Raw genomic sequence first — 12,747 nt, forward strand, 5'->3', positions numbered from 1 at the left:
AAGACATAGGAAAAACATACAGCACTACTGAAGATTATTTATATATCTAAAACTTTTTTGGTTTATTAAAGTAAAACTTTATAGTATAAACAAAGCGCCTTAGGGCATACCATAAATCAACAACTAGGGCTTTTTTAAGCCTCCATCCAGTAGCAATAAAACCTTTACCAGCAGAAAGGATACTTACATCTTTATGCCAAAGCTGATAATTGCCTACTAAATCATTCTTCCACCTAAAAAATTGCTGCTTTTTTGTTCTGCGTATTTCATAACTAAAGATAGCAGGTGCAAACTCAATATCAAACCCTGCATTAACCACTCTTTTTGTCCACTCCTTATCTTCGAATGTAGCGACATCTTCTCTAAATGGATACTTCTCCCAAACTTTTTTACTAAAAGCAGAACCCGAGAATATTAACCCTGATTTATTAGGGTCAGTATTTGCACTTATTTTGTTTATGTAATTTCTATAATCATTTGGGCTATGCAAGCAACGTACACCAGCCAGGTTATTATTTGATTCAAATCTATCCTTTATTGTTTTAAAAAAATCGTGACTCACGGGATATGAATGCGCACTAAATATTACGACTATAGAAAATTGAGCTTTACTAGCAGCAAAGTTTGCACTACCACCATAACTAAACTCTTTTATAGTTTCAAAGCGTGCACTATATCTAGCGGTTATCTCCTTACTTCTATCTGTAGATAAATTATCTACTACTATGATTTCAGAAATATCTTCACTGTATCGCTGTGTCAGGTTTTTTAATAAAAACTCCAGTGCTACTTCTTGATTTTTATTACGTATAACAACAGATATCATAAGCTATTTATTTTTTGATTTATTTAATTTGGCAATAAATCTAAAAGGCTTTGTTACAGCTTTTCCTATTCTATATTCAAGAGATTTTTTTAAATTATCCTCACTAGCTTTATGCTTTTTAATTAAATAAAAAACATAATCCATAGTGGTATCAAACTTATTTATATAAACCTCAGGGTGCTTTTTATAAATATATTTTGTTACTGATTCTAGATGATTTGCAACTGTATTGGTTAACATTGACGCTGCAGCTTTACGATAGTAAAAAAGGAACTCTGGGACAATTTTAAATTCTGCTCCATCCTTTAAAATAGAAATCCAAAAATCCCAATCTTCAAAGCCATCTTTCATACTTTCATCATAGCCTCCTACGCGGTTCCAAGATTCCTTTCTATATAAAGATGTTGCCATTATCATATTTTCATATAATAAAGCATCTATTGTTGTACCAGTGGGTTTTCTTGTATTTACTACATTATCAATAGTATTTCTAAAAAAAATACTATAACAAGAAACTACTTCTATAGCGTCATTATTTTCTATTACTGGTAAGAGCTTTTGTAAATAGTCTGAATGTATCAAATCATCTGCATCTAGTGGAAGGATAAAATCTCCACGACTTATCGCTATACCTGCATTACGAGCGCTAGATAAACCACCATTAGTTTTTTTTATATACTTAAACCTTGCATCTTTTGCACACCACTTTTGAGCTACTTCTTCTGTATTATCTGGGCTACCATCATTTACTATAATACACTCCCAAGCGTCAAAAATCTGATTTAAAACAGATTGCAAGCTGTCATTTAAAAAATGAGCCTGGTTATAACAAGGTACTATTATAGAAACTTCAGGGCTATTCATTAAAATTTGTTTAGAAACTTAAGCTTCACTAGTAAACTTATAATCCTTGATTTTTTTAAACTATTAAGTGTTTTTCTCATATGTAAGGTATCATTAACATCTTGATAAAATGCTGTATACTCCTTACTTAAAACTTCAGTACGCTCATTATTTTTTAGGTCATAATTTTTTGGATCAGAACTCATTCCTCCTATGTAGAATGTAGTTATAGTTTCGGATACTTTTTTGTAAGATAACTGATATCTACATATGGCATCTATAAAAAATTTCCAGTCTGATACTATCTTAAAATCTTCTCTGTAGGTTCCCGCTTTCGCGAAAGCGGTCTTCTTTATAAAAGTAGCTGGGTGAGGTAATGTATCCTCTACAAAATAAGAAAATGACAAACGACTAGGATAGGTCTTTGTAAAGTCACGTGAGCCTTCTACCACGTGAAGGTTAAAATAAATTATATGCTCTCCTGATAAATGGGTTAAAGCGCGTTGTAAGGACTGCTCATTTATAAAATGATCACCTGCATTAAGGAATAGCAAGTACTCGCCTGAAGCTCGCTCAATCCCTTTATTCATAGCATTATAAACACCTTTATCAGGTTCACTCACCCAGTATGAGAAACTATCCTGATGTTTTTTTATATACTCAACACTTGCATCTGTAGATCCTCCATCAATGATGATATGCTCAAATTCTTGAGAAGTCTGAGTATGCACGCTCTGAACGGTTTTTTTAAGACCGTTCAGATTATTGTAATTAACTGTGACAATGGAGAGTTTGGGCATTTTAATTTAATAATAAGGTAATTCAATTATAAAATCTTGGAAACAAGCGCTTTCTTAATCTAATAATTGGAAAATACTTTATGGCTAGTATAGATAACATTAATCGTGGGTTTTTGAAAATAAAAGCTATCCAATACCGAGTATAAGCTCCCACTGTCTTTTTCTGTTCGAATTTATGGAACCACTGCCAGTTTAATAGCGTATCTATCTTATCCTTTTTAATTTTATTTTTTAAGGACCAACTCACAAGTGATTCAAAAAGCTTAGGATTATACTCTTTATATATTTCACTCTTGGTAAAAACATTTTCTGTATGAATTCCTCTTTTTGAAACTGGCTCTTCTATATTGCTTGGGTACAAATTGCACACAAGCGCCATTTTAAAGATAATATCTGAATCTTGAGTTACTCTTAGCGTTTCATTAAAATAGCCACTTTTGTCGAATACGGATTTCTTTACAGTGAGACCATTTAAATGTAAGTACCCATATTTACTTGACACAATACCATCAAAGAGTTCCTCTGGTTTCAATCTCTTAGAAAGAGTGTTAGGTTTGAAGTGTATTTTTTCAGAATCTAGTGGTTCTCTATAGAAATGAAACCCAACTGCATTATAAACCCCATCGACATTACTATCGTTAAATACGTGCTCATCACCTTTGAAACGATCTTCAAGATAAAAATCGTCTGCGTCTAAAAAAGCAATATAGTCTTGTGTAGCTTTATGTATTCCTAGATTTCTTGTGGCGCCACGACCCTTATTTATTCCATCCTTGTGTTGATACACTTTTAAAATAGGTGTAGAGGCCTGTAACTCACTAACTATCTGCAAGGTGCTATCTGTACTACCATCATCTATTACAATCACTTCTCCAACTTGTGACTGATCAAGAGCCGATTTGATTGTTTTTTTTATAAAACGTTCTACGTTGTAGGCTGGTATTATAACTGAAATGAGCATCTCAAAAATTTATTTGCTATTTACACCATAGATGATTCCTGCATTAGGACCTAGACTTCTTGAGAAAACCTGAAATTTGTTTTCTTTAAGTACTTTTTCAATAAAATGAGGACCTTTATCGTGCCACTCTAACATAATTATATCAATGTCCTTTAATAGACCTGTGTGATTTAAATCTTCTATGATTTCATATTCAGCTCCTTCACAATCCATCTTTATAACAATACTACCTAAAGAGTGACGCTCTACAATAGGCCTCAACTGCTTAGATGCATTTTCTATTTGAACCTTTCTTGTTTCATTGTTTGTTAAGTTAGACATCGTCTTGCTTAGTAAACCTCTTACTCCCGTATTACCTTTAAAATGCTTATTGTAAATAAAAGTTTCTTCTCTAGTAGATTTCCCTAAACCTATGTTTTTTATAGTACTTAATTTTTCTGAGGGGTTCATCTCAAAATTCATAAGAGCCTGCTTATAGGTGTCTAAAACTGGTTCAAATGAATAAACATTTTTCACATTTTCAAGAGTTGAGAAGAATAGTGAACTAATTCCAATATTTGCTCCTATATCGATTACCGTAGCATCACAAAGAGTACTAAAATTATAGTCATTTGTTAGAAAAACTTCATCTATAATAAAAAACTCCTCTATGGTTTCTACATAAACTTTTAAGTTCAAAAATTGCACTATAAGACCCTTATCTTGAGCCTCTAGTTTAAAATTATCATACCTTGAGTTTAAACGCTCAATATAGGGTTTAGCCCCAAAGAAAAGGTTGAGATTATTTTTTATCTCATAAATCTGATGGTTCTCCCAAAGCTCCTCTCTAGTTCTTTTTCTTTCTATTCTATATCCCAGACGGTTAATAGACTTATAAATATATTTTCTTAGCATAGTTATATTGAGTCTATTCTACTTATTGAAACATTAGGTATAATTTGTGACTTTACAGTTGTGGTGTTAATACTATCACTATTTACATCTACAATTTGAAATGGTAAGGTGTTTTCTACCCATAACAGTACGTTCTTAACCTTATCATATACATAAGCGATTATAGTATACTCTCCCATTACTAAGCGAGGGTTTTCTATTTGTATTGTAAACTTATTTGTACCTGGATATAAAATCATAGGGTTACAATTAACATCCATCCTATAATGAAGGACAAATTCTTCTAACTTGTTTACAACTGCGATATCTATGTAGGCATTTTTAGAAGTTGATAATAAAGAATTTGCACATAAATCAATAGTAAAGTTTTCGTCAAAATGGTAAACACTTTTTTGATGTAGCTTGATATCAAAATTAGGATCTAAGGCTTTTATCTCTGAGCTTCTTTTGCTTAGACTCAAATACTTCTCTACCCCTATTATAGCTGGATCACCATCATTATTTACTATTTTACCCTTATCTAAAATGAGTACTCGATTACAGAGGTTTTGTACAGCGGCCATATTGTGACTAACAAAAAGAACCGTTCTACCTCCAGACTGAGATATATCCTGCATCTTACCTATGGCCTTCTTTTGAAACTCTGCATCACCTACTGCTAGTACCTCATCAATCACAAGAATATCGGGTTCTAAAAAGGCAGCTACCGCAAAGCCTAGTCGCACACGCATACCACTAGAGTACCTCTTTACGGGTGTATCTATATACATCTTGCAACCAGAAAAATCTACTATCTCATCTATTTTAGTGCTTATCTCAACTTTTGTCATTCCCAGTATAGCACCATTAAGGTATATGTTTTCTCTACCTGTAAGCTCGGGATGCATTCCAGTTCCTACTTCTAGCAAACTGGCAATTCTACCTCTTGTTTTAATAGAGCCTGTTGTGGGGCTTGTTACTCGTGACAATATCTTAAGCAAGGTCGACTTACCTGCTCCATTTTTACCAATGATTCCTAATATTTCTCCACGCTTAACTTCAAAGTTAATATCTTTAAGTGCCCACACATAATCAGACTTAGATTGTAGAGCCCTATCATTTTCAGCACCTATCTTCAGATAGGGATCTTTTTTTCCTCTTATTTTATGCCACAATCTATTAATGTCGTGGCTTAACGTCCCAGTCCCTACAAGACCCAATCTGTATTGTTTAGAAATATTTGAAGCTTTTAGAATAATATGATCCTCCATATAAGTCTATTTAAAAGGGCAAACCTCAATAAGTTGTTTTTGAATTTCTTGTATTTTTTCTAAAGAAGGTAAAGATTCCTTATGATTTTTTACGAGCATAATTAATTCTTCTTCTTTAAGAGCCACTCCCATAGGTAAAGGTTGATAAGGTTCTAAGTTTACAGACATAAAGTAATCGTGATACTTAACGCCATCCCCTAGAATTTTATCAGACAAACGTATTTGAATAGCAGGAATTTGATAAGCGTGAGACACTATGAGTCCGTGTAGTGAAGACGACAATATAAACTCACAAGACAATATATCTCTAGTAGTTTTTTCAATATCATTTGTCATAAAATCAATCACTAAAATATCTTTGTCCTTCACATATAAATCGAGAGTTCTATTATAATCGTTTATATGAGGTACTATACCTACTTTAAATATCTTATCAACTTTAGGATTAAAATAAGATGGTAATAATAATGCTGGGTCACCATAAACTTCTGGACAAGTATAGTTGAGTTCTTGTAAACGCTTTCGCGAAAGCGGACCTCTTACTGCTAAAAAATGTGCATTAGCAACTTGAGAATCTTTGGCTATTATACCACTTCCCCACACAGTACAATGCGCTCCTATATGCTCTAAAATACTACCCACTGTCACATACAAGGGTTTCCAAAAGTTTTTTAAATAAAATCTATTAGCTCTTAGCCACTGTACTTCTTTACCAGAAATCTTTTCAACTAGATACTTCCCGATAAGGTCACCATAATTTTCCTTCTTCTTTTTTTGAATATGAACCTCACTCCACCAATACAATCTAATTTTATCTTTCATCACACTGTATCTATAAAATTACGCTCGGTACGATTAAAAATAACAAGTCCTACCAGAAAACATATGACGCCTATTAAAAGACTTATTCCCATCATAGCAAAATTGACTTGTGCCGTACCTAATAGTAAATTTCTATATAACTCAATCGTTTGTGCTATAGGATTATACTCTATGAGCCAATAATACTCTGGTAACTTTGCTCGCATCTCTTCTAGAGGATACATAACCCCGCTTACATACATAAGTAGGTTGATACCAAAGGATACTAGTATGGTCAAATCTCGATACTTTGTCGTAAGTGCACTTAGAATCATCCCAACTCCCAGACCTATGAGTGCCATATTAAAGACTAATAAAAGGCTCAATATAAAGAATGGAGAGGGTGCTATATCTACACCTTTATAGAAAACAAAATAGAGGTAAAATAAAACAAAGATCAATACCTGAATACTATACTTAAAGAGGCCAGAAATAACTCGTGAAGCCGGTACTATAAATCTAGGAAAGTATACTTTTCCAAAAAGCCCAGCATTTGCCGTAAAGGTTGTGCTACTTGTAGTAAGACACTCCTTAAAATAATTCCATAAGGTTATACCAGCTAGGTTGAATAAAAAAGCAGGAACCGCACCAGTACTCACATTACCTATATTATTAAAAATAAGCGTAAAAACAATACTGGTAAACAATGGCTGAATCAAGAACCATAGCGGGCCAAGTATAGTCTGTTTATAAACTGTAACGATATCACGCTTAACAAAAAGCACGAGGAGGTCTCTATAACTCCAAATCTCTTTAAAGTTAAGATCAATAAGTTTGCCTTTAGGCTTAATTTCATAAAGCCAACTATCTTCTGTTATCGTATTACGGCTCATAAATCTTAGTTGCGCCTAGTAAACAGCTTTTTAAACCTGCCTAAGATACCCGTAGGTGCATCATCCTCGTGGTAGCCATTATTATAAGTTCCGTAACCATAGCCATAACCGTAGCCATATTTTCGTTTTTGCTGGAAATAGTTAAGTACAAAACTTATGTGTGTCACCTCTTCTCTTTGATACTTCTCATTAACAAGACCTAGCATATCCTTACGAGTATAACCTTGACGTACCATATATAGAGAAGCATCTGCATAAGGCATCAGTTCAAATGCATCAGATACTAACCCTAATGGTGGCGTGTCAAATACAATATAATCATACTCTTGTTTAAGAGTATCAATAAACTCACCCATAGCATCACTTATAATAAGCTCAGAAGGGTTAGGCGGGATAGGCCCAGAAAGAATAACGTCTAGATGATTAATACCAGATTTCTGCTTTACCTCATCCAGCGTAGCATCGCCTATCAAGTAATTAACTACACCTTTATCATTTTCTAACTCAAAATCGTCAAATATTTTAGGCTTCCTTAAATCGAGTCCTACCAGTACTGTTTTCTTTTCGCTTAAAGCGAAAACCGAAGCAAGATTCATTGAAGTAAATGTCTTTCCTTCACCACTTACACTAGAAGTTACTAAAACCGTTTTTGCTCCCTCCACACCACGCTTCTTATACATAAACTGCAACCCAGATCGCAACCCTCTAAAAGCCTCTGCCATTGCAGAACGTGGATAATCTCTCACAACAAGACCGGAGGAACGCTTACTCTTCCCTATTGTGCCTAAAATAGGAATACTAGAGCGTTTCTTGACATCTTCTGGAGTTCCTACTTTTGTGTCTAAAAAGAAGATAATAAGTACAAAAGCAATCGGAATTACCATACCAAATACGCCTGCAAGTACCTTGTTTAGTTTTGTATTAGGACCTATAGGCCCCTTCCCAACATCTTTTGCTCTATCTATAAATAGAATATCAGATACATTTGAGGCTTTTATAATCTCTGCCTCGCTACGTTTTTCTGTATACAGGTTATAGGCTTCTTGACTTATTGTAAAGCGTCTTTGTATTTCTGCCAGTTCTTGTTCTTCTTTTGGAAACTGTTTTAATTTTCCTTGAGCCTGCCCTATCTGTCTATTAAGATTGGATATTTGTGCTTTGATTAACCGGTTACTTGACTTTATATTTTCAAAAAGAACCTCTTTTTCGGCATCTATACGTCTGTCTAAATCTCTAAAAGCAGGGTTACCCTCCTTTGCTGTGTAGGCTAGGTTACTACGCTGTAATGCTAATTGTACAATATTTGCCACCCCAGCGGTAATACTACCTTCATCTATAAGAGATACAGAGGGAGCAGGCACATTTGTATAATCTGTACGTGTGCGTAGGTAATCTTCTAGTTGCTTGTAATAAACTAGCTGTCGTGACAGACCGTCTTTCTCATTATCAAGGTCTTGTAAAGCAATACTTATTTGCTCTGCACCACCAGAAAGTGTCACAGCACTATTTTTATTTTGAAACTTATTAAGATCTTCTAAGGCCTTATCAAGGTCTACATTGCTAGTTTTAAGACTACTATCTATATACTTTATGGTCTTTGTTGCAAATAGATTTTTCTGCCTTAGTTGTTCTTCTGTACGCACCTGTACACTAGCATTTAAGTAATCTATAAGGCGTTTTTTATTTGTGCCTACCAGGCTTAATTCTAGTGTAGAGCTCCCTCTCGGAGTTTGAGTTACTCCTATACCTCTATATCTTCCAGCGGTACCATTAAAATTGCCTAGACTTACAAAATACTCTTGCCCTTCTTGAGGATAAACATCTGTAGGTAATAAAGTTGCTTTTAAAAATGGGGTATTGATAGTATCTCCTAGTTGAAATACTTCATCATAGTCCGTATTAGGAGCTGTAATAGATGAGGGTTTAAGCGTAGAATAATTAAACAAAGGGGCTGTACCACCCGTAAAAGGAATCTTCACCCTTATGTTTCCATTACCTTCATCTATAAAGGTCATACGCTTACCGTATAACTGCGGGAATGAGTCATTGAGTTTTAAAGTAAATGGTGTGTAACCATATACATCTTCTATATTGTACTTGCCTTGTCTTTGGTAATTGGTGTAAAATTGTAAATACTGTACCACTCGCTCTGCGTGTGTACGCGATTTAAGCATTATAATACTAGTCTGGACCTTGTCTGTAGTTCCTCCCCAGTTAAATACGAGACTGGTATTGCCCCCAAACATTTGGTTTTGATCATCTTTAATGGAGATCAAGCTGGTCTCTCTATAAATTGGGACTTTGCGCACATTGATATAGCGAGCTATAGAAAATGTGATGGCTAGACATATTAAAAACAGCCACCAGTAACTAAGTAATCTATATAAGAAGCCCTTAAAATCAAAAAAACTTCCAGAACTCTGTGGGTCAAACTCTTCTTCCATCTTCTATCGTGTTGCTAGTAAAATAACAGAAGCTAGTGTTGTGACTAGTCCCAGTATGGTGGTAAAGGCCTGTAAGCCGGTAGTACCTATCCCTATCGCTTTTTGTGGCAATGGGTTTACGGTAATAATATCGTTAGGTTGTATGTAGTAATAAGGTGACTGCATTACATCTATTTTAGTCAGGTCTATGTGATGCACGCGTTGCCCACCTGGATACTGTCTTATAATGAGTACATCTGTAAGATCTCCCGTTATAGGTACTCCACCAGCGTTTGCTATGGCTTCTAGTATAGTCACTTTTTCGGCGAGTACATTTTGCGTTCCTGAGCTCCCTATTTCTCCTACTAGCGTGTATCGTATACCTGGTAGCTTAACTGTCACAAAAAGATCTGCTTCGTCTTTTATATAATCTGCTAGTAATCGTTGCTCTATAATCTCACGTATTTCTTCGGTTGTTCTCCCTAGTACATTTATCTCTCCTAGTTCTGGCACACGTATATTACCGTGAGTATCTATAGCAAAGCCATCGTAATAAAAACCCTCGTTAAGCGATACACCCTCTTCTCCAGATGGATTAAAAAACTCAACAAGTTGCTGGTCTAGTGCTTTGAGACGTATACTTAATATATCACCTACTTGAACTCTGTACGGAGGTTGCTGTTGTTGTAGCGAGACTATACTATCTGTAGCAGTCTCATTTTCTTGAAGATATGTGATATCCTTGAGAGGTACACAAGATGCTGTACTCGCCATAATCACGAGTATCAATAATAATAATGGGTATCTCATTTAAGTTGTGTTAGGCTCACAAATATAGACTTTCATCGATAAAAATAAAACTTTCATAGAGAGGTGTGCATTTCATCGCTTAAAATTTTCCAAAAAAAGTATCAATAATCGGCGAGAGAGCATCTCGTAAAACGCTATAGTTCTTTTGGGAAGCCTTATTTTTGCTTTCGCGAAAGCGTAAAAAAAACCTTTATCATATTTATAGTTTACAGATTTACACTGTACTATATCATAAAAGATGCAGCATACCGCATCCACACAACACACAATGAACTACCTCTCTGTAGAAAACGTATCAAAATCATTTGGTGAACGCCACCTTTTTAAAGACATCGCTTTTGGAATTAATAAGGACCAAAAAATAGGTTTTGTTGCCAAAAACGGTACAGGTAAAACCTCGCTCCTTAATATCATTGCTGGTCTTGAATCGCCAGATGATGGACAGGTTGTGAGCAGAAAGGGTATTACCATCTCTTTCTTACCACAAGAACCAGACTTAGACCCAAGCCTTACGATAGAAGAAACCATATTTGCAGGAGATAACCCTATACTTAAAACTATTGCAAACTATGAGAAGGCACTTCTTCATATGGAAGAGGCAGATGCTTATCAAAAAGCCTTTGATGCTATGGAGGCAGCACAAGCTTGGGATTTTGAGACGCAGTATAAACAGATTCTCTTTAAGCTTAAGCTAGACGACCTAGGTCGTAAGGTTGAGTTACTAAGTGGTGGACAAAAGAAGCGCCTCGCACTTGCCCAGATGATGCTTACTAAACCTGATCTGGCTATTCTAGATGAACCTACTAACCACCTTGACCTAGAGATGATAGAGTGGCTCGAGGATTATTTTAGAACAGAAAACATCACGCTTTTTATGGTTACACACGACCGTTACTTTTTAGAAAACGTGTGTAATGAGATTGTAGAGCTAGAAAATGGAAAACTCTATAACTATAAAGGTAACTATGCTTATTATCTAGAAAACAAAGATGCTCGCGTTGCTGCCTGGGAGGCAGAAACGGGTAAAGCAAAACAGCTATATAAAAAAGAACTGGAGTGGATGCGCCGCCAGCCTAAAGCTCGTACCACAAAGTCAAAATCTCGTATAGACGACTTTGCAGAGATAAAATCACGTGCTCACGAGCGCCGCAATGATCACACGGTACAACTAGAAATTAATATGGAGCGTATGGGGAGTAAAATCCTTGAGTTTCATAATGTAGGTAAATCGTACGGAGATCTCACCTTACTCAACAAGTTTGAGTATGTTTTTAAAACGGGTGAGCGTGTAGGTATCATAGGTAAAAATGGTACTGGCAAAACTACATTTCTTAATATAATGACCGGTGCACTACCTCCAGATTCTGGAAAGGTGATTGTGGGCGACACGGTAAAATTTGGTTATTACACTCAGAAAGGAATCGCCATAAAAGAGGGTCAGAAGGTGATAGATGTTATAAAGGAGTTTGGAGATCACATCCCTCTTAAAAAAGGACGTACCATCTCTGCTGGCCAACTATTAGAACGTTTCTTGTTTGACCGCAAGAAGCAGTATGACTTTGTAGAGCGACTAAGTGGTGGAGAGCGCAAGCGACTCTATTTATGTACCGTTTTTATTCAGAATCCTAACTTTTTAATTCTAGATGAGCCTACAAATGATCTAGATGTAGTAACGCTCAACGTGCTTGAACAATTTTTATTAGACTTCCCAGGGTGTCTAGTGGTGGTTTCTCACGACCGTTACTTTATGGATAAAATAGTAGACCACCTCTTTGTTTTTAAAGGAGATGCCGTGGTAGAAAACTTCCCGGGTAACTACTCAGACTTTAGAGCATACGAGGGTGGGATAAGTAACGCTTTCGCGAAAGCAGAAAAAGAACAAGCACAGCTAGAAAACAAGCAAAAATTTGAAGCATCCGTAACTCAAACAACAAGTGACACCAAAAGCTGGAAAGAAAAACAGCACAAAGGAGCACTCTCTTTTAATGAGCAAAAGGAGCACGCAAAACTAGAACGCGAGATTGCAAAGCTAGAGAGACAAAAGGAAGAAAAACAAAAAGTGTTTTTAAATCCTGATCTCTCTCAAGATGAGATCACAGAAGAGAGCATAAAACTTCAAAAAATAATAGACGACATAGAGACAAAAGAGGAACGCTGGTTTGAACTGAGCTCAAAAATGGAAGAGTAACCGTTATCCAAACACCTGTAAACCCTCGGTTTTAAAAACACTAGTTATCGCAAATAAT

At 35.5% G+C, this 12,747-nt stretch carries 11 protein-coding genes; 1 reads left to right on the forward strand and 10 read right to left on the reverse strand.

Annotation, left to right across the window (positions count from 1 at the left end; all coding sequences use genetic code 11):
- Positions 1–46: 46 nt before the first annotated feature.
- The 10 genes from ACJJVM_RS03340 to ACJJVM_RS03385 are packed head-to-tail and all read right to left on the reverse strand — an operon-like array spanning position 47 to position 10,501.
- Positions 47–826, reverse strand: a complete 780-nt coding sequence (locus tag ACJJVM_RS03340; RefSeq protein WP_405210802.1) for a glycosyltransferase — start codon at positions 824–826, stop codon at positions 47–49.
- Between the two features lie 3 nt (positions 827–829).
- Entirely contained in the window at positions 830–1,690 is an 861-nt protein-coding gene (locus ACJJVM_RS03345; RefSeq protein WP_405210803.1) for a glycosyltransferase family 2 protein, read from the reverse strand.
- On the reverse strand, positions 1,690–2,469 hold the full coding sequence (locus ACJJVM_RS03350; protein ID WP_405210804.1) for a glycosyltransferase family 2 protein: 780 nt from the start codon (positions 2,467–2,469) through the stop codon (positions 1,690–1,692). Before ACJJVM_RS03350 ends, ACJJVM_RS03345 begins: the two co-directional genes overlap by 1 nt.
- 22 nt (positions 2,470–2,491) lie before the next feature.
- Positions 2,492–3,430, reverse strand: a complete 939-nt coding sequence (locus ACJJVM_RS03355; RefSeq protein ID WP_405210805.1) for a glycosyltransferase family 2 protein — start codon at positions 3,428–3,430, stop codon at positions 2,492–2,494.
- 9 nt (positions 3,431–3,439) lie between these two features.
- Positions 3,440–4,324, reverse strand: coding sequence for an FkbM family methyltransferase (locus tag ACJJVM_RS03360; protein WP_405210806.1), 885 nt, complete (start codon positions 4,322–4,324; stop codon positions 3,440–3,442).
- A gap of 2 nt (positions 4,325–4,326) precedes the next feature.
- The gene (locus ACJJVM_RS03365; protein ID WP_405210807.1) at positions 4,327–5,574 is read right to left on the reverse strand and encodes an ABC transporter ATP-binding protein; all 1,248 of its coding nucleotides are present in this window, start codon (positions 5,572–5,574) and stop codon (positions 4,327–4,329) included.
- Between the two features lie 6 nt (positions 5,575–5,580).
- Positions 5,581–6,396, reverse strand: a complete 816-nt coding sequence (locus ACJJVM_RS03370; protein WP_405210808.1) for a polysaccharide pyruvyl transferase family protein — start codon at positions 6,394–6,396, stop codon at positions 5,581–5,583.
- Positions 6,396–7,268: an ABC transporter permease gene (locus ACJJVM_RS03375; RefSeq protein WP_405210809.1), complete on the reverse strand. Its 873-nt coding sequence runs from the start codon at positions 7,266–7,268 to the stop codon at positions 6,396–6,398. Before ACJJVM_RS03375 ends, ACJJVM_RS03370 begins: the two co-directional genes overlap by 1 nt.
- Positions 7,269–7,273: 5 nt before the next feature.
- A complete protein-coding gene (locus ACJJVM_RS03380; RefSeq protein WP_405210810.1) occupies positions 7,274–9,712 on the reverse strand; it encodes a GumC family protein in 2,439 nt (812 codons plus the stop codon).
- Between the two features lie 3 nt (positions 9,713–9,715).
- Positions 9,716–10,501, reverse strand: a complete 786-nt coding sequence (locus tag ACJJVM_RS03385) for a polysaccharide biosynthesis/export family protein (RefSeq protein ID WP_405210811.1) — start codon at positions 10,499–10,501, stop codon at positions 9,716–9,718.
- Positions 10,502–10,769: 268 nt separating this feature from the next.
- Here ACJJVM_RS03385 and ACJJVM_RS03390 point away from each other — a divergent pair, with 268 nt between their 5' ends.
- A complete protein-coding gene (locus ACJJVM_RS03390) occupies positions 10,770–12,689 on the forward strand; it encodes an ABC-F family ATP-binding cassette domain-containing protein (RefSeq protein WP_405212167.1) in 1,920 nt (639 codons plus the stop codon).
- Positions 12,690–12,747 lie beyond the last annotated feature (58 nt).

This window comes from Dokdonia sp. Asnod2-E02 (assembly GCF_045063915.1).
Classification (GTDB): domain Bacteria; phylum Bacteroidota; class Bacteroidia; order Flavobacteriales; family Flavobacteriaceae; genus Dokdonia.

Excerpts from the sequence above, each read along its gene's own strand:
- ACJJVM_RS03385 (WP_405210811.1), bottom strand. The coding sequence starts at position 10,501 with ATGAGATACCCATTATTATTATTGATACTCGTGATTATGGCGAGTACA.
- ACJJVM_RS03365 (WP_405210807.1), bottom strand. The coding sequence starts at position 5,574 with ATGGAGGATCATATTATTCTAAAAGCTTCAAATATTTCTAAACAATAC.
- ACJJVM_RS03375 (WP_405210809.1), bottom strand. The coding sequence starts at position 7,268 with ATGAGCCGTAATACGATAACAGAAGATAGTTGGCTTTATGAAATTAAG.
- ACJJVM_RS03345 (WP_405210803.1), bottom strand. The coding sequence starts at position 1,690 with ATGAATAGCCCTGAAGTTTCTATAATAGTACCTTGTTATAACCAGGCT.
- ACJJVM_RS03350 (WP_405210804.1), bottom strand. The coding sequence starts at position 2,469 with ATGCCCAAACTCTCCATTGTCACAGTTAATTACAATAATCTGAACGGT.
- ACJJVM_RS03380 (WP_405210810.1), bottom strand. The coding sequence starts at position 9,712 with ATGGAAGAAGAGTTTGACCCACAGAGTTCTGGAAGTTTTTTTGATTTT.
- ACJJVM_RS03355 (WP_405210805.1), bottom strand. The coding sequence starts at position 3,430 with ATGCTCATTTCAGTTATAATACCAGCCTACAACGTAGAACGTTTTATA.
- ACJJVM_RS03340 (WP_405210802.1), bottom strand. The coding sequence starts at position 826 with ATGATATCTGTTGTTATACGTAATAAAAATCAAGAAGTAGCACTGGAG.
- ACJJVM_RS03360 (WP_405210806.1), bottom strand. The coding sequence starts at position 4,324 with ATGCTAAGAAAATATATTTATAAGTCTATTAACCGTCTGGGATATAGA.
- ACJJVM_RS03370 (WP_405210808.1), bottom strand. The coding sequence starts at position 6,396 with ATGAAAGATAAAATTAGATTGTATTGGTGGAGTGAGGTTCATATTCAA.
- ACJJVM_RS03390 (WP_405212167.1), top strand. The coding sequence starts at position 10,770 with ATGAACTACCTCTCTGTAGAAAACGTATCAAAATCATTTGGTGAACGC.